This is a genomic window from Streptantibioticus silvisoli (assembly GCF_027947535.2).
Classification (GTDB): domain Bacteria; phylum Actinomycetota; class Actinomycetes; order Streptomycetales; family Streptomycetaceae; genus Streptantibioticus_C; species Streptantibioticus_C silvisoli.
Genome location: NZ_JAAGKO020000051.1, coordinates 21,114 through 40,983, shown reverse-complemented (window position 1 = coordinate 40,983; position 19,870 = coordinate 21,114). Strand labels below are relative to the sequence as shown.

General features: G+C 72.8%; 13 protein-coding genes. 11 read left to right on the top strand and 2 right to left on the bottom strand.

What is annotated here, in order from left to right:
• Positions 1 to 73: 73 nt before the first annotated feature.
• From POF43_RS27395 to POF43_RS27380, 4 genes are all read left to right on the top strand, one after another.
• Positions 74 to 1,468 carry a diaminobutyrate--2-oxoglutarate transaminase family protein gene (locus tag POF43_RS27395; protein ID WP_271324267.1) on the top strand — a complete coding sequence of 465 codons (1,395 nt, stop codon included), beginning with the start codon at positions 74 to 76 and terminating at the stop codon, positions 1,466 to 1,468.
• Entirely contained in the window at positions 1,465 to 3,558 is a 2,094-nt protein-coding gene (locus POF43_RS27390) for an IucA/IucC family protein (RefSeq protein ID WP_372516137.1), read from the top strand. Before POF43_RS27395 ends, POF43_RS27390 begins: the two co-directional genes overlap by 4 nt.
• A 26-nt stretch (positions 3,559 to 3,584) precedes the next feature.
• Positions 3,585 to 4,397, top strand: coding sequence for a GNAT family N-acetyltransferase (locus tag POF43_RS27385; RefSeq protein ID WP_271313712.1), 813 nt, complete (start codon positions 3,585 to 3,587; stop codon positions 4,395 to 4,397).
• A gap of 458 nt (positions 4,398 to 4,855) precedes the next feature.
• Complete coding sequence (locus POF43_RS27380) at positions 4,856 to 6,850, top strand: ATP-dependent DNA helicase (RefSeq protein WP_271313711.1); 1,995 nt, start codon at positions 4,856 to 4,858, stop codon at positions 6,848 to 6,850.
• A gap of 101 nt (positions 6,851 to 6,951) precedes the next feature.
• Here POF43_RS27380 and lexA read toward each other — a convergent pair whose 3' ends face one another.
• Positions 6,952 to 7,722: a transcriptional repressor LexA gene (gene lexA, locus POF43_RS27375; RefSeq protein ID WP_271313710.1), complete on the bottom strand. Its 771-nt coding sequence runs from the start codon at positions 7,720 to 7,722 to the stop codon at positions 6,952 to 6,954.
• Between the two features lie 759 nt (positions 7,723 to 8,481).
• Here lexA and nrdR point away from each other — a divergent pair.
• The 7 genes from nrdR (at position 8,482) to POF43_RS35020 (ending at position 19,064) form a co-directional block, all read left to right on the top strand.
• The gene (gene nrdR, locus POF43_RS27370; RefSeq protein WP_271323914.1) at positions 8,482 to 9,036 is read left to right on the top strand and encodes a transcriptional regulator NrdR; all 555 of its coding nucleotides are present in this window, start codon (positions 8,482 to 8,484) and stop codon (positions 9,034 to 9,036) included.
• 167 nt (positions 9,037 to 9,203) lie between these two features.
• Positions 9,204 to 12,134, top strand: coding sequence for a vitamin B12-dependent ribonucleotide reductase (locus tag POF43_RS27365; protein WP_271323913.1), 2,931 nt, complete (start codon positions 9,204 to 9,206; stop codon positions 12,132 to 12,134).
• Positions 12,135 to 12,862: 728 nt separating this feature from the next.
• Positions 12,863 to 14,353 carry a hypothetical protein gene (locus POF43_RS27360; RefSeq protein ID WP_271325854.1) on the top strand — a complete coding sequence of 497 codons (1,491 nt, stop codon included), beginning with the start codon at positions 12,863 to 12,865 and terminating at the stop codon, positions 14,351 to 14,353.
• Between the two features lie 481 nt (positions 14,354 to 14,834).
• Positions 14,835 to 15,440: a DUF4937 domain-containing protein gene (locus POF43_RS27355; RefSeq protein WP_271318245.1), complete on the top strand. Its 606-nt coding sequence runs from the start codon at positions 14,835 to 14,837 to the stop codon at positions 15,438 to 15,440.
• 894 nt (positions 15,441 to 16,334) lie between these two features.
• Positions 16,335 to 17,264: an ADP-ribosylglycohydrolase family protein gene (locus tag POF43_RS27350; protein WP_282704809.1), complete on the top strand. Its 930-nt coding sequence runs from the start codon at positions 16,335 to 16,337 to the stop codon at positions 17,262 to 17,264.
• 446 nt (positions 17,265 to 17,710) lie between these two features.
• Positions 17,711 to 18,415 carry a ribonuclease HII gene (rnhB, locus tag POF43_RS27345; RefSeq protein ID WP_271318774.1) on the top strand — a complete coding sequence of 235 codons (705 nt, stop codon included), beginning with the start codon at positions 17,711 to 17,713 and terminating at the stop codon, positions 18,413 to 18,415.
• A gap of 292 nt (positions 18,416 to 18,707) precedes the next feature.
• Positions 18,708 to 19,064 (top strand): hypothetical protein, encoded by a 357-nt coding sequence (locus POF43_RS35020; RefSeq protein ID WP_308217772.1) that lies wholly within the window; start codon positions 18,708 to 18,710, stop codon positions 19,062 to 19,064.
• Between the two features lie 51 nt (positions 19,065 to 19,115).
• Here POF43_RS35020 and POF43_RS27335 read toward each other — a convergent pair whose 3' ends face one another.
• Positions 19,116 to 19,709 (bottom strand): hypothetical protein, encoded by a 594-nt coding sequence (locus POF43_RS27335; protein WP_271317806.1) that lies wholly within the window; start codon positions 19,707 to 19,709, stop codon positions 19,116 to 19,118.
• Positions 19,710 to 19,870: the final 161 nt, after the last annotated feature.

Here is a 19,870-nt window from a genome sequence, read left to right as displayed (position 1 = left end):
GTAGCGCACCGTGACCGGATCGCCGTCACTCGCACCGCCACCGCGTCGCGGCCCGACCCCGGCGGCGCCCGGCGTGCCGGAAGCCGCGGCGCCCGGCGCACCGGAACCGGCCGGGGACACCGGGCCGGCCGCCATCCTGGGCCGGCAGGCCGCCCGCGAGTCCGCCGCCCGCACCTACGCCACGTCGCTGCCGATCGTCCCGGTACGGGCCCGCGGCATGATGATCGAGGGCGCCGACGGCCGCCGGTACCTCGACTGCCTGACCGGCGCCGGCTCCCTGGCCCTGGGCCACAACCACCCCGTCGTCCTGGAGGCCATCCGCGCCGTCCTCGACTCCGGCGCCCCCCTGCACACGCTCGACCTCGCCACCCCGGTCAAGGACGCCTTCACCACCGCCCTGTTCGAGACGCTCCCGCCCGAACTCGCCGACCACGCCCGCGTGCAGTTCTGCGGCCCGGCCGGCACCGACGCGGTCGAGGCCGCCGTCAAGCTGGTCCGCACCGCCACCGGCCGCGGCGGACTGCTGGCGTTCACCGGTGCCTACCACGGCATGACGTCCGCCGCGCTGGCCGTCACGGCGGACACCGAGGCGCGGAGCGCGGCCGGCGGGGCCGACTCCGGGGTGACCCGGCTGCCCTACCCCTACGACTACCGCTGCCCGTTCGGCGTCGGCGGCACCCAGGGCGCCCGGCTGGCCACCCGCTGGACGACCAGCCTGCTCGACGACCCCAAGGGCGGCATCCAGCCCCCCGCCGGGATGATCGTCGAACCGGTGCAGGGCGAAGGCGGCGTCATCCCCGCCCCGGACGCCTGGCTGCGCGACATGCGCCGCGTCACCGCCGAACGCGGCATCCCGCTCATCGCCGACGAGGTGCAGACCGGCGTCGGCCGTACCGGCACGTTCTGGGGGGTGGACCACGCCGGTGTCGTGCCCGACGTGATGGTGCTGTCCAAGGCCATCGGCGGCAGCCTCCCGCTGGCCGTCATCGTCTACCGCGAGGAACTCGATGTCTGGCGGCCGGGCGCCCACGCCGGCACCTTCCGCGGCAACCAGCTGGCCATGGCCGCCGGCACCGCCACCCTGCGGTACGTCGCCGCGAACAACCTCGCCCACCGCGCCGACGTGCTCGGCGCCCGCATGACCACCCGGCTGCGGGGACTGGCCGCGCACTACCCCGGCATCGGCGACGTCCGCGGCCGCGGTCTGATGATCGGCGTCGAACTGGTCGACGCCGAGGCCGATCGTGACGAATACGGCGCCCTGCCCGCCGCCCCCCGACTGGCCGCCGCCGTCCGCGCCGAGGCCCTGCGCCGCGGCCTCATCGTCGAACTCGGCGGCCGCCACAGTGCCGTCGTTCGCCTGCTGCCGCCGCTGACCATCACCGACGAGCAGGCCGAGGCCGTCCTCGACCGCCTCTCCGACGCCATCGCCGCCGCGGAACGCACCACCCACCGGAGCACGACATGACCACCCCCGACACGCTCGCTGCGTCCCCCGCCGTTCCTCAGCCCCGTTCGTCACCGGCACCGACGGGGGACACCGGTACGGGCCGGGTACCCGGCGACATCGGGGCGAGCCGGGCGGCCGACGCGACGAGCCTGCCGACGTCGCCCGCGCGGGCGGTCGGGCGGCCCCGGACGACCGCTGACGCGACGCGCGGTGCCGCTGCCGGTACCGGTAACGGGCTTTCCGCGGCGGTGCCCACCGGCGGCGCCAGCGGTGCCCTGTCCGCCGCCTACACCACCGCGGACGCCGTCGGCACCGAAAACCTGCTGCGCTGCTGGGTCCGGGAGACCGGCGCCGTTCCCGGAGCCGACGGTGTACTGCGCCTTTCGCTGACCGCCACCGGGTGCGTCCTGCGGGTACCGGTGCGCTACTGGTCGCCGGCCGGCACCCACCGGTTCGGCCCACCGCTGATCGACGGTCCGCCGGTGGCCGCCGACTCCCCGGTGACCGACAGCTCCCCGGGCGCCGCCCCCGCCCCCGACGCCGAGCCGCCGCGCGCCACCGGTTCCGCCCCCGCCCCCGATGCCGCTCCGCCGCGCGCCCCCGTGGACGCCGTGACGCTGGCCGCCCTGCTGGCCCGGGAGGCCGGAGCGGCCGGGGGAGCGGTGGCGGACCGGACGGATCTGGTGGCCCGGGTCGCCGACTCGGTGCGCAGGACCGCGCTGTTCGTCGCCGACCGGCGTGCCCGCCCGGCCGCGCCGCCGGGCACCCCGCCGTTCCTCGCCGCCGAGCAGGCGCTGGTGCTCGGCCACCCCGCGCACCCGTCGCCCAAGAGCCGCGTGGGCCTGTCCGACGCCGAGACGTCCGCGTACTCCCCGGAGACGCGCGGCGCCTTCCAGGTGCACTGGTGGGCGGTCGACCGCTCGGTCCTGGCGATGGACTCCGGCTGGCGGGAGGGCGGCCGCCCGGTGCCCGCCGACGTTCTCACCGCCCGGCTGGCCGGCCCCGGTCTGCGGCTGCCCGAAGGCACCGCCGCGCTGCCGGTCCACCCGTGGCAGGCCCGGGAACTGGGCGAACGGCCACGGGTACGCGCGCTGCTCAACGCCGGACTGCTGCGCGACCTGGGCCCGCTGGGCGAGGCATGGCGCCCCACCTCGTCGGTCCGCACCCTCTACCGGGCCGGCGCCGACACCATGCTGAAGCTGTCGCTGGCGCTGCGCATCACCAACTCACGCCGGGAGAACCTGCGCAAGGAACTCCTGCGCGGCGCCGAGGTCAACCGGCTGCTGCGCGGTCCGGTCGGCCGGCGCTGGCGGGCCGGGTGCCCCGGTTTCGACATCGTCCGCGACCCCGCCTGGATCGCCGTCGACGGCCCGTCCGGCGAACCGGTCACCGGCCTGGACGTCGTGCTGCGGCACGTCCCGTTCGGTCCGCGCGACGCCGTCGTCTGCCTGGCCGGCCTGACCGCCGCGGGACCGCACGGCGAGTGGCGCTCCGGGCTGGCCGAGCTGACGCTGCGACTGGCCGAACGCACCGGGCGGCCGGTCGGCGCGGTCGGCACCGAGTGGTTCCTGCGCTACCTGGACACCGTCGTACGCCCGATCCTGCGGCTCGACGGCCAGGCGGGCATCGCTCTGGAGGCACACCAGCAGAACACCCTGGTCGCCCTCGACCCGCTCGGCTGGCCGCGCGGCGGCTGGTTCCGCGACAACCAGGGCTACTACTTCCGCGCCTCCCGCCGCGCCGCGCTCGACCGCGCGCTGCCCGGCATCGGCACCGCCAGCGAGACCTTCGTCGACGACGCGGTCGCCGACGAGCGGTTCGCGTACTACCTGGGCATCAACAACGTCCTCGGCCTGATCGGCGCGTTCGGTGCCCAGCGGCTCGCCGACGAACGCGTCCTGCTGGCCGCGTTCCGCCGCTTCCTGGCCCGCGAGGCCGCGGTGCCGGACGCCTCGGGGCTGCCCGGGACGCTGCTCGACAGCCCCACCCTGCGCTGCAAGGCCAACCTGCTCACCCGCCTCAACGGCCTGGACGAGCTCGTCGGCCCGGTCGACACGCAGTCCGTCTACGTCACCCTCACCAACCCCCTCGCCGCGCCAGCGGCGTGAACCACGGCAAGGAGGGTGTGCCGCCGATGCCACCCACCGACTTCAGCGCGACCACCTCCGACGGTGACCCCGGCGCCCGCCACGGACCCGGCACACCGGCCGCCGACCGGCAGTGCTCCGCCCCCGGCGACAGCGGCGGCGCCCTCGCGCTCGACGCGGAGGACGACACGCTGGACCTGGCCCTGCCGGACGACCTCGCCGACCTGGCCGGACCGCTCGACACGACGGGGACCGCCTGGCCCGCCGAACCCGGCGGCGGCCGTTACGGCGACCTGCTCGACGGCCTGCCCGGCTGGGGCCCGGTGGACACCGAACGCGGCACGTTCCAGCTGCTGCCCGTCGAGCCGGGCCGCGATCTGCGGCTGATCACCCGGTGGATGAACGACCCGTCCGTCGCCGAGTTCTGGGCGCTGGCCGGCCCGGAGGAGGCCACCCGGCGCCATCTGGACGGCCAGCTCGGCGGCGACGGCCGTAGCGCGCCCTGCCTCGGCGTGCTCGACGGCACCCCCATGAGCTACTGGGAGGTCTACCGCGCCGACCTCGACCCGCTGGCCCGCTTCTACCCGGCCCGCCCGCACGACACCGGCCTCCACCTGCTGCTCGGCACGGTCGCCGATCGCGGCCGCGGCCTCGGCGGCGCGCTGCTGCGGGCGGTCGCCGACCTGATCCTGCTCCGCCGCCCGGCCTGCGCCCGGGTGGTCGCCGAGCCCGATCTGCGCAACACCCCCTCGGTCGCCGCGTTCCTCACCGCCGGCTTCCGCTTCGCCGCCGAGCTGGACCTGCCGGACAAACGTGCCGCCCTCATGGTCCGCGACCGCCGCACCAGTCATTTCATGTGACGGCCGGGTTCTTCTGCGGACCGCCGGCACGTTCATCCGACGGGCGGTTCACGGGCACGTTCATCCGACGGATGGCTTGTCTGCGCGGATTCGTCGTGTCGCGGGGCGTGGGTGCCGTCGGCGCTGGCTGACGTGGTCGACGTGGCCGACGTGCCGCCGTGGTCGCGGAGCGGTGGACGCGGTCGGCAGTGGGTGTCGTACCCGCGGAGCCGTCCGCACCGTCCGCGCCCCTTGCCGTACCCGCGGAGCAGCCCGCACCGTCCGCACAGCCTGTCGCCCCTGCGGAGCAGCCCGCACCGCCTGCCCCACCTGCGGAGCAGCCCGTACGTGCCGCTTCGTCCGCCGTACCCGCGGAGCCGTCCGCACCGCCGTGCCCCTTGCCGTACCCCCGCGGAGCGGCCCGCACCGGCGGCCGTCGTCGCACCGGTGTCGGTGGCGCCCCTTAGGGTGGAGGTCCTATGGAAAAGCCCGCCCTCCCCGATCTCCTCCATGCCGCCGTCACCGCCGTCGGTGGCGTGGAACGGCCTGGTCAGGTGGCCATGGCCGAAGCCGTCAGGACCGCCGTCGACGACGGTTCGCACCTGCTGGTCCAAGCCGGCACCGGCACCGGCAAGTCCCTCGGCTACCTGGTGCCCGCCCTCGCGCACGGCGAGCGGGTGGTGGTCGCCACCGCCACCCTCGCCCTCCAGCGCCAGCTGGTCGAACGCGACCTGCCCCGCACCGTCGAGTCCCTCGCCCCGCTGCTGCGCCGCCATCCGCTCTACGCGATGCTCAAGGGCCGGTCCAACTACCTGTGCCTGCACCGCCTGCACGAGGGGGTGCCCAGCGACGAGGAGGACGGCCTCTTCGACCCCCTGGAGCAGATGGGCGGCCCGAGCAGCAAGCTCGGCAAGGACCTGATGCGGTTGCGGGAGTGGGCCGGCGAGACCGACACCGGTGACCGCGACGGCCTCACGCCCGGCGTGTCCGACAAGGCGTGGTCCCAGGTGTCGGTCACCTCGCGCGAATGCGTCGGCGCCTCCAAGTGCGCCTACGGCGCCGAGTGCTTCGCCGAGGCCGCCCGGGAACGCGCCAAGCTGGCCGACGTCGTCGTCACCAACCACGCCCTGCTGGCCATCGACGCCATCCAGGGCGCCCCGGTGCTGCCCAGCCACGAGGTGCTGATCGTCGACGAGGCCCACGAACTCGTCTCCCGCGTCACCGGTGTCGCCACCGGCGAGCTGACCCCGGGCGCCGTCAGCCGCGCCGTCAAGCGGTCGGCCAAGCTGGTCAACGAGAAGGCCGCCGACGCCCTGATGAGTGCCGGCGAGGGTTTCGAGCGGGTGATGGAGCTGGCGCTGCCCGGCCGCCTGGAGGAGATCCCGGAGGATCTGGCCTTCGTGCTCGCCGCGCTGCGCGACGCCTCCCGCCTGGTGATCACCGCTCTCGGCGACAGCCGCGAGAAGTCCGACCAGGACGAGGACGCGGTCCGCAAGCAGGCCAGGGCCGCCATCGAGCACGTCCACTCGGTCGCCGAACGCCTGCTGGAGGAGTCGGAGTTCGACGTCGTCTGGTGCGAGCGCCACGACCGCTTCGGCGCCTCGCTGCGGGTGGCGCCGCTGTCGGTCTCCGGGCTGCTGCGCGAGAAGCTGTTCACCGACCGTTCGGTCGTGCTGACGTCGGCCACCCTCAAGCTCGGCGGCGACTTCAACGGGGTGGCCGCCTCCCTGGGCCTGGGCCCGCAGGGCGCCCGCGACGAGCCGGCGGACGGCTCCGCCGACGAGGCTCCCCCGCCCTGGCAGGGCATCGACGTCGGCTCGCCCTTCGACTACCCCAAGCAGGGCATCCTCTACGTCGCGCGCGGCCTCGCCCAGCCCGGCCGGGACAGCAACCGCGCCGACATGCTCGACGAGCTGGCCGACCTGATCACCGCCGCCGGCGGCCGCACCCTCGGCCTGTTCTCCTCCATGCGTGGCGCGCAGGCCGCCGCCGACGCGCTGCGCGGCCGGCTGGACTTCCCCATCCTGCTTCAGGGCGAGGAGACGCTGGGCGAACTGATCAAGACGTTCGCCAACGACGCCGGGACCTGTCTGTTCGGCACCCTGTCGCTCTGGCAGGGCGTCGATGTGCCGGGCCCCAACTGCCAGTTGGTGGTCATGGACCGTATCCCGTTCCCCCGCCCCGACGACCCGCTGATGAGCGCCCGGCAGAAGGCCGTGGAGGAGCGCGGCGGCAACGGCTTCATGGCGGTCGCCGCCACCCACGCCGCGCTGCTGATGGCCCAGGGCGCCGGCCGCCTGGTCCGCGCGACCGACGACCGCGGTGTCGTCGCCGTCCTGGACCCGCGGCTGGCCAACGCCCGCTACGGCAGCTTCCTGCGGGCCTCCATGCCGGAGTTCTGGTACACCGTCGACGGCGCCCAGGTGCGCCGCTCCCTGTCCGCCATCGCCGCGAAGGCGGACGGGCAGAGCTGACGCGGTCGCCGGACGCCGCGTCAGGCGGCTGAAACGACGCCACCCTGTAACCCCGGCCAGCGCGGCCGGGATTACGGGGTGGCGTCAGGGCCGCCGGCGGGTCAGAGCCGGCGCAGTACCGCCACGACCTTGCCCAGGATGGTCGCCTCGTCACCGGGGATCGGCTGGTACGCCGCGTTGTGCGGCAGCAGCCAGACGTGACCGTCCTCGCGCTTGAAGCGCTTGACGGTGGCCTCGCCGTCCAGCATGGCCGCCACTATGTCGCCGTTCTCCGCCACGGGCTGACGGCGTACCGTCACCCAGTCGCCGTCGCAGATGGCGGCCTCGATCATCGAGTCGCCGACCACCTTGAGCACGAACAGCTCGCCGTCGCCCACCAGTTGGCGTGGCAGCGGGAAGACGTCCTCCACCGACTCCTCGGCGAGGATCGGCCCGCCGGCCGCGATCCGGCCCACCAGCGGCACGTAGGACGCCGACGGCTTTCCGGTGGTGTCGGTGGTCTGGCTCAGCGGTGCGTCCGAGCCGCGGACCTCGTAGGCGCGCGGCCGGTGCGGGTCGCGGCGCAGGAATCCCTTGCGCTCCAGGGCCATCAGCTGATGCGCGACCGACGACGTGCTCGACAGGCCGACCGCCTGACCGATCTCCCGCATGGAGGGGGGATATCCGCGTCGCTGCACGGAATCCCGGATCACCTCGATGACTCGCCGCTGGCGGTCCGTCAGTCCCGAACTGTCCGCACGGATTCCTGGCGGTCGTCCGGGCAACGAGCGTCCTGGCTTGAGTGTCTCGTCGTTCATCTTGTTCATGTCATCGAGCCGGCCCTGGGAGCGGTCCTGGGAAGTGATGATGGCGCTGTCTGCGGTCGTGGTCACGGCGGCCCCTCTCTGGCTGTTCTCCCTAGTAGGACAACGGTAGTTGCTTTCGAAAGGTTGCGCCAAACACACGTTCGAGTGATGTTTTAGGAATGGCCTGACGTGATCAAGATATTGGGTGTATTGACGGCCGGGAAGCGCCTTCGGTGAAACTTCGTAAACCCAGCGTAGTTCCCACTCATCCGCCGCACGCCCCGGGGTTTGCGTACACCCTCGCCGGGCGCCCCCGGGGTTTCCCCGCGCCGGTGCGGGAGCGCCCCCGGCGGGGTTTCCGCTCCCCGGTGCCGGGGTGGCGCCCGGGTTTCCGCGTGCCGCCGGCCGACCGCCCCCGCGGTGGCGGCCGGAGTCTTTCCCGCCCGCTTATCCGGCGCTATAACGTCCGTCCCGGCGGGTAAGGCGTTCGCCCGGCGTACCCGCGCCCGCTGCCATTTCGGCGTTTCCGATCGTCACCGTACGTGACCGGCCCGTTCGGCCCCGGGGTCGTTCGCGCGGCGCCCGGACTCTCGCGTAGGCTCTCGGTCGCCGGGAGAACGCGCGACACGCGATGGCTCGGGTTCCTCCACTGCCACCACATGTAGTGGTTACATATGGACCGGCGTCCTATGGGTAGTGGTCCCGATGGGCCCCCTGATCCCGGGATCGCCTATGCTTGAGCCAGTCGCGCGGCGCCCTCACGGGCCGGGCGAAGCGTTGTTTCGTATGCCGTACGGCGGTGACTCGCGCGTACCGCGGTTCCACACAGGGTGAAGGAGGAGACAGATGCACTGCCCCTTCTGCAGGCACCCCGACAGCCGCGTGGTCGACAGTCGCACCACCGACGACGGTACGTCGATCCGGCGGCGCCGCCAGTGTCCCGACTGCGGTCGGCGGTTCACCACCGTCGAGACCGCCTCCCTGATGATCATCAAGCGCAGCGGCGTCACCGAGCCGTTCAGCCGCGACAAGGTCATCGCCGGAGTGCGCAAGGCGTGCCAGGGGCGCCCGGTGACCGAGGACGCCCTCGCCCAGCTGGGCCAGCGGGTCGAGGAGGCCGTCCGGGCCACCGGAAGCGCCGAACTGTCCGCCCACGACGTCGGACTGGCGATACTCGGCCCCCTGCGCGACCTGGACCTGGTCGCCTACCTGCGCTTCGCCTCCGTATACCGGGCCTTCGACTCCCTTGAGGACTTCGAGTCGGCCATCGTCGAACTGCGCGAACGCGCCGGGGCGGTGGCCGCCGGACAGGCGGACCCCGACCCCGGGCGACCACCCGCGGACCGTGCCGCCGACGGGGCCGACGCCGCCCCCGTGCCGGCCGGGCCCGCGGCCGGCTGAGCGGCCGACGAGGCCCCGCGCGCCCCGATCGACCGGGGCGCCCGCCGCGTCGTACCCAGCGACCCATGAACTTGCCGAGGCGCCGAGCGCGCCGAGGCGGCAGACACCATCGTGCGGCGGGAACAACCGCCGTACATCCGGGCGTTTCGCCCATATAGGGAGGCGGCATGACAGAGACGACGAGCGGCTCAGCACGTGGCTCACGCGCCAAGGGCGCCAAGGCCGACGCGGCCGCCAAGGCTGACAAGCCGGAGGCGACCGAGGCGGTGAAGGGCCTGCGGATCGAGCGCATCCACACGACGCCCGGTGTCCACCCGTACGACGAGGTGGTCTGGGAACGTCGCGATGTCGTCATGACCAACTGGCGCGACGGCTCGATCAACTTCGAGCAGCGCGGCGTCGAGTTCCCCGACTCCTGGTCGGTGAACGCGGTCAACATCGTCACCAGCAAGTACTTCCGCGGCGCGGTCGGCAGCCCGCAGCGCGAGAACAGCCTGCGGCAGCTCATCGACCGGGTGGTGAAGACCTACCGTGCGGCCGGCGAGAAGCACGAGTACTTCGCCTCCCCGGCCGATGCCGAGATCTTCGAGCACGAGCTGGCCCACGCCCTGCTCCACCAGATCTTCAGCTTCAACTCCCCGGTCTGGTTCAACGTCGGCACGACCCAGCCGCAGCAGGTCAGCGCCTGCTTCATCCTGTCCGTCGACGACTCCATGGAGTCGATCCTCGACTGGTACAAGGAAGAGGGCATGATCTTCAAGGGCGGCTCCGGCGCCGGCCTGAACCTCTCCCGCATCCGTTCCTCCAAGGAACTGCTCTCCTCCGGCGGCAACGCCTCCGGCCCGGTCTCCTTCATGCGCGGCGCCGACGCCTCGGCCGGCACCATCAAGTCCGGTGGTGCCACCCGCCGCGCCGCCAAGATGGTCGTGCTCGACGTCGACCACCCCGACGTCGAGGCCTTCATCGAGACCAAGGTGAAGGAGGAGGAGAAGATCCGCGCCCTGCGTGACGCGGGCTTCGACATGGACCTCGGTGGCGACGACATCACCTCGGTCCAGTACCAGAACGCCAACAACTCGATCCGCGTCAACGACGAGTTCATGACGGCGTACGAGAAGGGCGAGAAGTACGGCCTGCGCTCCCGGATGACCGGCGAGGTCATCGAAGAGGTCGAGGCCAGAGGGCTGTTCCGGAAGCTGGCCGAGGCCGCCTGGGCCTGCGCCGACCCGGGCATCCAGTACGACGACACGATCAACCACTGGCACACCTCGCCCGAGTCCGGCCGCATCACCGCGTCCAACCCGTGCTCGGAGTACATGCACCTGGACAACTCCTCGTGCAACCTCGCCTCGCTGAACCTGATGAAGTTCCTGCGTGATGACGGCCAGGGGCACCAGCACTTCGACGCCGGCCGGTTCGCCAAGGTCGTCGAGCTGGTCATCACCGCGATGGACATCTCCATCTGCTTCGCCGACTTCCCCACCCAGAAGATCGGCGAGACCACCCGCGCCTTCCGCCAGCTCGGCATCGGCTACGCCAACCTCGGCGCCCTGCTGATGGCCACCGGTCACGCCTACGACTCCGACGGCGGCCGCGCGCTCGCCGGCGCCATCACCTCCCTGATGACCGGCACCTCCTACCGCCGTTCCGCCGAGCTGGCCGGCGTCGTCGGCCCGTACGACGGCTACGCCCGCAACGCCGACGCCCACCAGCGCGTCATGCGGCAGCACGCCGAGGCCAACGAGGCCGCCCACCGCGTCGACGACCTCGACACTCCGGTGTGGGCCGCTGCCAGCGAGGCGTGGCAGGACGTACTGCGGTTCGGCGGGACGAGCGGGTTCCGCAACGCGCAGGCCAGCGTGCTCGCGCCGACCGGCACCATCGGCCTGATGATGGACTGCGACACCACCGGCGTCGAACCCGACCTCGCCCTGGTCAAGTTCAAGAAGCTCGTCGGCGGCGGCTCGATGCAGATCGTCAACAACACCGTGCCCAAGGCGCTCAAGCGCCTCGGGTACCAGGTCGAGCAGGTCGAGGCGATCGTCGCCCACATCGCCGAGCACGGCAACGTCATCGACGCCCCCGGGCTGCGGCCCGAGCACTACGAGGTGTTCGACTGCGCCATGGGCGAGCGGGCCATCTCCCCGATGGGCCATGTGCGGATGATGGCGGCCGCCCAGCCGTTCCTGTCCGGCGCGATCAGCAAGACCGTCAACATGCCGGAGACCGCCTCGGTGGAGGAGATCGAGGAGATCTACCACCAGGGCTGGAAGCTGGGCATCAAGGCGCTGGCGATCTACCGCGACAACTGCAAGGTCGGCCAGCCGCTGTCCGCGAAGAAGAAGGAGGCCGAGCCCGCCGCGGCGCCGGCCGCCGTCGAGGCCCCGGTGCAGAAGGTCGTCGAGTACCGGCCGGTCCGCAAGCGCCTTCCGAAGGGCCGTCCCGGCATCACCACCTCCTTCACGGTCGGCGGCGCCGAGGGCTACATGACCGCCAACTCCTACCCGGACGACGGTCTCGGCGAGGTCTTCCTCAAGATGTCCAAGCAGGGGTCCACCCTCGCGGGCATGATGGACGCCTTCTCCATCGCGGTCTCGGTCGGCATGCAGTACGGCGTTCCGCTCGAGACGTACGTCTCGAAGTTCACCAACATGCGCTTCGAGCCGGCCGGTCTGACCGACGACCCGGACGTGCGGATGGCCCAGTCGATCGTCGACTACATCTTCCGCCGCCTGGCGCTGGACTTCCTGCCCTTCGAGACCCGCTCCGCCCTCGGCATCCACTCCGCCGAGGAACGCCAGCGCCACCTCGACACCGGTTCCTACGAGCCGGAGGGTGAGGACGTCGACGTGGAGGGCCTGGCCCAGTCCGCGCCGCTCCAGCCGCAGGCCCCGCTGCCGGCCGCCCCGGTCGGCGCCCCGCCCGTCGCGGCCGCCGCACCGGCGCCCAAGGAGGCGCACAACAGCACCGAGCTGATGGAGATCCAGCTCGGCCTGAACGCCGACGCCCCGCTGTGCTTCTCCTGCGGCACCAAGATGCGCCGCGCCGGTAGCTGCTACGTCTGCGAGGGCTGCGGCTCCACCAGCGGCTGCAGCTGACACCCGCGTCGTACGGTCGGCTCCGGCCGGCCGCGCGCACGCACCCCGAGGGGGCCGACCACTGGTCGGCCCCCTCGGGCGTATCCGGGCGCGGGGCGCGGGGCGCGGGCACGGGGTGGGCGGATGCGGGGGCGTGGCGATTCGGGGTCGGCGAGCGGTGGGCCGGCGCGACGTGAGCGGTGAGCCGCCGCGCGGTGGGTGGCGAACGCGCGGGGTCGGCCCGGGGCGCCGGACTTCGCGGTATCCGCCTGCGCATGGTCCTGGCGAGCAGATCGTCGGATGATGACATGACGTCAGGCGTGCGACGGGTGCTGGCGCATGGCCCTCCGAGGGGGCGCCGACGGGGGAGGAATGACGTGCAGCAGCTCTACGTGGTCGGATTCGAGGTCTCCGACGCCTCGTACGCCGACAGTCATACGAACGCCGTGGCCCATGCGGGAGCCCGGAACCCGGCGGACGTCACGGGCGGTGACCGGCCCGCGCACGTAACGGATCTCGCGCAGGTAACGGATGAGGAGGCGGGCAACGCCGCGGGCTCGCCCGCAACCCCCGCGGGGCAGCCGGCGCGGGACCTCGCAGGGCGGTCGGCGTGGCACCCTGCGGGGCAGTCGGAGCGAGCCCTTGCGCGGCAGCCGGCGCGGAACCCCGCAGGTCAGGCGGCCGAACAGTCGCCGCAGTATCCGTCGTCGCCGGTTCGTGTGCCCGTCTTCGAACGTCTGCTCGCCCATATGGAGCAGCACGTTTCGGCCACCACCACCGGCCTGACCGCCGACGTGCTGATGTCCGCGCCCGGGCAGGTGATGCTGCCGCGCCACGCGGAAGGGCGGCCGGAACAACTGGTGTCCTGGACGCCGGTGGTGGTCGACGCCGGGACCCGCGCGTTGCGCATGATGATCGAACACGAACTGCCGCCCGGTGGCCGGTTCTCCTGCCGGCTGACGGCGAGCGAGGCGGCCGGGTCCACCGGCTTCCGCGTCTCGATGGGGCGGCAGAGCGACGGATCACTCGCCCCCGCGCGGGTCGAGCAGCTCTTCCCGCCGCGCTCGCTGTCCGCCATCCTGCGCGACCCCGCGCTGCGGTGCACCGACGGCAACGACATCGTCACGGCGCTGGCCGCCCCCGCGCACGCCGCCCATGTGGAAGCGGTGCGCCGGCTGCTGGCGGCTCCGGACCGGCGGCTGCCGGTGCTCGTGGTCTGCTCGCCGCGCACGATGGGCCCCGCCGCGCGTTTCGCCCGCAAAGCGGCCCACCGGCTGGCCGGACTGGCCCACGTGGTCCTCATGTCGAGCTGGCTGGCCCTCGACTCGTTCAACGCGGCGCACGAGGCGGCGGACGCGCTCGTGCTGCCGCGGGACGGCGCCCGGCTGTACTGGCCGGGAACGGCCGGCCGTTCGCCGTGGTGGGGGCCGGCCGAGGTGGCCGGCGACCACGAGGCGCTGATGCGGCAACTCGGCCGGCTGCTGGCCCCGCTGAGCGTGGTGGCCCGCGGGCGGGACCGCCTCTGGGACGCGGTCCGGGCCGCGGAGGCCGTCGCGCGCGCGGACGCCCTGGTCAAACGGGCTTCCGGCAACGACAGCGCGCACCTGGCGGTACTGCGCGAACGCCTGGAGGAGGAACGCGCCCTCCAGGTCGAACTCCTGGAACTCAACATCGAACTCGAAGCCAAGATCGCCCGGCTGGAAATCGACAAGGTCAACCTGGAGGCCCAACTGCACGCGGCCCTGGCCGGCGGCGGAGTCGAACCCGCCGTCTCCCCGGAGCCCCCGATCGCCGAGCCGCACGATTTCTCCACCGCCTGGGACGCGTGGACCAGGGATTCCGAAGGCGCCCTGGTGTTCACCGCGAACGCCAAGGAGGAATGGCAGCGCAGTTCCTACCCCTATCCGGAACGCATGCGCGAGGCCCTCGACACCCTCGCCGAACTCGCCGGCGAATGGCGCCGGCGCGACGGTGAACTCGGCACCTCCCTCGTCTCCTGGATCGGCGACCAGACCCCCCTCGACTACGCGAATTCCGACGAACCGCTGCGCCGGAAGGGCCTGAGCCATTTCACGTTCGAGAACGCGAAATGGGACCGTCAGCCGCACATCAAACTCGACGACCACACCACCCCAGACCGGGTCGGGCGGATCTACTTCGCGATAGACAAGACGGCACACCGGTGGATCGTCGACCACGTGGGCGTGAAGCTGTACCGGACGAAGTCGGCCAGTAAGTAGGGGCGGGTTCGCAGCGGGGGGAGCTGGGTGCAGGGTCGCTGGGGCTGGGGCCGGTGTGGCCGGGCCCGGGGTGGGGGTGGGATGGTCGGCGGTGGTCGTCCAGTACGACTGAAGTTCGATCGGACGACCGTCGACTGTTCGGATCGTGCAGGTGCGCGATGGACGGACCGGGACCCAGGAAGGGCGGGTTTTGTGCGGGTTGTGAGCGGCTCGGCGATGTGGGAGCCCTGATCCGCGCTGCGTCCGCCGGGTCGCCCGGTTCGTCGACCGCCGGACCGGCATCGCGTTGCTCCGCTCTACCCGTCCTCCCTGCCGCCGCCCGGAAGGCGGGCCGTCGTGCCGAGGCCGTCACCCGGAGGCCGCCGATGACAGAGCATCCATGCGGATGATCGTATGGATGCGTTTTCCCTCTGCCCAGGGGGAATTGACGATGAAGAGGTGAGGTCACATCGGCTGCGGAACGCGGACTTAGGATGGCGCGGTGCTGGTGAAGTGGATTCGCTGCCGTGTCGAGGACCGAACGGGGTTCGAGCGCGGTCAGCGTGAGTGGGCGGGACTGCTCGGCGAACCCGGATTCCGGGGTCAAGGCGGCGGCTGGGGGCGCGGGCGTCCGGACGAGGCCCACATTTTCTGCTTTTGGGAGAGCCGGCTGCACTACGACATGTTCATGGCAGGTCCGCACGACGGCCTCGCCGCTGAGCAGAACAGCACCTACGACCGCGCCGACGTGCGACTTTTCGAAGAACGCCAGGAGGTCAAGGTCGGCTTCCAGGTGCATTTCGCCGACGCGGACCTGCTGCGCGCCGCCCACTGCCGGGTCCGCCCCGCGCAGATCGAGCACTTCATGCGCATGCAGGAGAAGGTCTGGAACCCCGCCATGGCCGGATCGCCCGGCATGCTCCGCGGCATCTTCGCCGAGGGGGCCGGCAGCGAATTCCTGGTCCTGTCCATGTGGGATTCCGCGACCGAACGCGGCAAATACCGCGACGCCGCCGTCGACCGCCTCGAAGCCCGCGCCGGCCTCGACGACGACGTCCTCTCCGTCGCCGGCGACGTGGTCGACCTGGTACCCGAGTGGACGGTGTGAACTCCCGCCACGATGACGCTCCGGCTGCGGTGCGGGGCAGACGTCCCGACCGCGCGAGGCCGGGAACGCGGTCGGGCCGACGACCGGACCGCCCATGCGCACGGCGCCGGACGAGGCGCAGCGAGCCGCCGGCGAACGAGGTCGACGGCGTCATAGCCGCCCGCCTCATGCCCGACGCAGTACGCGCAGCCGGCTCGCCCGACCCTGTTCACCTTCCGGCCGTCGGCATCGACAACGTGCCGCTCGGTTCGCGCCAAGCCGATCTGCCCGTCGAATGCCCGCTGGAGGACAGTCCTTACGAAGCCGCCCGCCGCCGCATTACGTGACCTCGCGCTCGCCACCGTCCGCCAGCAAACGGTTCGGCCGTCAGCGGCACCGGCGCCGACCGGGGGTGCCGCCCGGCTTGCCAGCGTCAGCGAGGCGGCCGATTTCCCGGCCGACCCCGTTCCCGGCCACCCGGCCGCACGAGTCCCCGACCGGGGTGGTCCGCGTCCGCCGGGGTTCGCCGGACCCGTACGCGCCGTCCCGTGCGCCTCCGCCGCCGTCGCGCACTCTCCCGCCCGCTTCCCCCCTGCCCGTGACATCCGCCTCCCGAGGCCGTGGCCCGTGGCATCAGCTCCCCATGCTGTCGGCCCTCGCGGCGACTGCGACAGTGACCGGTGACGTTGTGTTGACGCCTGATCGACGTGGCGTTGACGATCACGGATGCCGCCGCGGACGGACGGGCGACGCGGATGGTCGGGAACGGCTGGCAGTACTTGAGTGATGCGGCCTGCGCGGGGTCCGGTCGCCTGGGCCGGCTCATCGCCGACGGACGTCGCGCGCGCCGCCACCGGTGAGTTTCCGCACAAGGTGATTGACCCGGATGGGTGGCGATGTCAGAGTTTCGACGCCATGACCGCTGCCTCTCCTTCGCCCGAACGATTCCGCCGGGCTCTTGCCAGCCTCCGCGGACTCTCCGTGGGCGACGCCCTCGGCTCGCAGTTCTTCGTTCCCGCCAACTATCCGGCCCTGCAACGCCGTGAGCTGCCGCCCGGCCCCTGGCAGTGGACCGACGACACCGAGATGGCCTGCTCCGTCCTCGCCGTCCTCGCCGCGTCCGACGGGGGCGGCGACCTCGACCAGGACGCCCTGGCCCACGCCTTCGCCGAGCACCACGACTTCGACCGCGGCTACGGCCCGGCCGTCAACCGCATGCTCCGGCTCGTCCGCCAGGAAGGCGCGGACTGGCGAACCCTGGCGGCCGCGCTGTTCAACGGCCAGGGCTCCTGGGGCAACGGCGCCGCCATGCGCGTCGCCCCGCTCGGCGCCTGGTACGCCGACGATCCCCAACGCGCCGCCCGCCAGGGTGAGTTGTCAGCGCTCACCACGCACACCCACCCCGAGGGCGTTGCCGGTGCGATGGCGGTCGCCGCCGCTGCCGCCCTGGTCGCCGGGCCCGACGGCCCGTGCTCGCCGGTTTCCCTGCTCACCGCCGTGCTCGAACTCGTCCCGCCCTCCTCGGTCCGCGCCGGACTCCTGCGGGCCCGCGGCATCCTCGACTACGCCGACGTCTCCACCGTCGCCGCCGTCCTCGGCTGCGGCCGTCGCACCACCGCCCACGACACCGTCCCCTTCGCCCTGTGGGCCGCCGCCCGCCACCTCGACGACTTCGAAGGCGCCTTCTGGGCCACTGCCGGCGCGGGCGGCGACGTCGACACCACCTGCGCCATCGTCGGCGGCGTCTTGTCCTCCCGCCCCACCGGCACGCCCCCCGACACCTGGCTCCACCGCACGGAACCCCTCCCGGCCTGGACCCCCGAAGCGCGGTCCGACAACGGCTGACACGGGAGCGGAGCGGCGGATGAGGGTTGTGGGGTTGTGGGGCTGCCGGGTTGCGGGGTTGCGGGGTGCGGGCGGTGCGGTGGCCTGGCCCGATCGGGTGGGGGTGCGGGGTGATGGGGTACGGGGGCAGGCGGTGCGGTGGCCCGGCCCGACCGGTTGGGGTTATGGGGGCGGCCGGTGCGGTGGCCGACCGGGTGGGGTCGGCGCGGGGCGCCGTGGTTGACGGGCGTGGCCGCGTGCCGGCCGTGCGGTGGTTGACGGGCGTGGCCGGGTGTTCGCGATGCGGTGGTTGACCGGTCCGGGGTTCACGGTGCGGCGGCTGACGCGGGGTGCCGTGGTTGACGGGACGCGTGCGGTGGTCGGCGCGGCGAAAGCGGTCTCCGCGTCAACGCCGTTGCCCACCCCCCGCTGCGGTGGCCGGGGCCAGGCGTAGGCTGGGCACCGTCATGGCATACGAACCGCCCACCCACACCGTCGAACGCTCGATGCGCGCCACACTCGGCGTCAAGGTCGTCGCCGGAATCGACGAGGTCGGCCGCGGTGCCTGGGCGGGTCCCGTCACCGTGTGCGCCGCCGTCACCGGCCTGCGCCGCCCGCCGGACGGCCTGACCGACTCCAAGCTCCTCACCGTCAAACGCCGCGACGCGCTGTCGGCCCAACTCCTCGGCTGGGTCGCCGACCACGCCCTGGGGCACGCCTCCCCGGAGGAGATCGACGAGGTCGGCATGACGGCCGCCCTGCGGCTGGCCGCCGTGCGCGCGCTGGACGGACTGTCCGTGCGGCCCGACGCGATCATCCTGGACGGCAAGCACGACTACCTCGGTGGTCCGTGGCGCGTCCGTACCGTGATCAAGGGCGACCAGTCCTGCGTCTCGGTCGCCGCCGCCTCGGTCATCGCCAAGGTGCACCGCGACGCGCACATGGCCGAACTCGGCGCCGAGCACTCCGCCTTCTGCTTCGGCGACAACGCGGGGTACCCTTCGCCGGTGCACCGTTCCGCGTTGGAGGAGTTGGGGCCGACCCCACACCACCGGTTGTCGTGGGCCTACCTCGACAATCTGCCGCGCTGGAGTCACCTCAAGAAGGTCCGTATCCTCGCCGGTGCGCTGGACGCGGCCGATGGAGCCGAGCAGTTGGGCTTCGACTTCTGACCACCCGCCGCCCGCATCGCGCGGCGCGTTCGATTGAGAACACACCATGCCTCTCATCCCCGAGGAGCCACAGATTCACGAGAGCGTCACGGGCCCGCTTGCCGCAGCGGGGGGTACCCGTACCCCGCAGGCACCCCGACCCGTTCCGGTTCCCGGTCCCCGACCCGGCCCCCGCCCGGCGCCGCCCCGCGCGACTCGTACCCACTCGTCGCCCGGCCGCCCCGGCCCGGTCCGGCCCGCCCAGGCCAATCCGCAGCCCCAGCAGACCGGCGGCTCGCCGCAGATCCAGCTGGTGTCCGCCACCGTCGCCACGGCGGTCTCCGCCGCTGACGACGCGGTCGACAATCTGCTGGACTCCGGCCGTGCCCCGACCGACATCCTGGTGCTCACCAGCGGTGACCAGCACCCGTGGGCCCAGCACGAGCTGTCCTTCGGTGCCGAGTCCTACTGGCGCCAGCAGGACGAGGCGGGCGACGTCTTCTACGCCGCCGCGACCGCCGCGCAGGCCGTCAAGCGTCCCGTGGTGGTGCTCGCCATGAACGATGGCACCGACGAGGCGACTTCCGCCGCCCTGCCCGCCGCCCTGGCCCTGGCCGGGGAGATCCTGGTCGTCTGCGGTGACCCGGAGCGTGTGAACACCCTGATGTGACGCCCGCCTTCCGCGGGGCGACGAGCGCCGGCGCGCGCTCTCGGCCCGCGGTCAGCGCGCCACATGCCGCCTCGGCGCGTCCGGCATCGCCGTCGGACCGCCGGACCAGGCGTTCGGCACCGGCCGCGCTGTCCACGACCCCGCGTGCGGAGTCCGGCCGGACCGCCCTTCGCCCAGTACCTGCCAACCGCCGTCGGACAGCGTCACATAGGCGCCGCACCGCAGCCCGTGCAGCGTGCACGCGTCGCTGAGGCCCCACATCCACGCCCCGTCGGCCGGCATCCAGTTCGGCCCTCCCTCCCGGCAGACCATCAGCACTCCGGTCCGCACGGGCGCCCGCAACCGCAAGTCGTGCGTGGTCACCCGGCGCAGATGGTCGAGCACCGCGTTGCGCCGCTCCCAGCCGTCCCCACGGGACGACACGGACGCGAAGGACGCGCTCGCCACCAGCCGACCGTCCAGCCCCAGCACGGCCACCACCGCCGTGCCCGTCGACGGCAGGTGCCGGGCACAGAGGTCCTTCACCAATTCGCGCGGGTTCCCCAGCAACGGGACAGAACGGCGTGTCCAGTCGTCGGGGCCCAGCGTTCTGCTCAAAGGGGCGGCGGTCTCGGTACGGGCAAGCGCGGCGAAGCCGAATGCCACGGTCCTCCCTTCGCGCGGGCGCCCGGCGTCCGGACACGGCACACCGCTGGCTTGGCCCAACGAGCCGGACAGGGTTCGTACTCAATTCTTCCTCCCCTCGGAGCGGGCGGCAATGTCCAATCGCCGTCCTCGACGAGTTCTCAACTTCCTCTTACGCAACG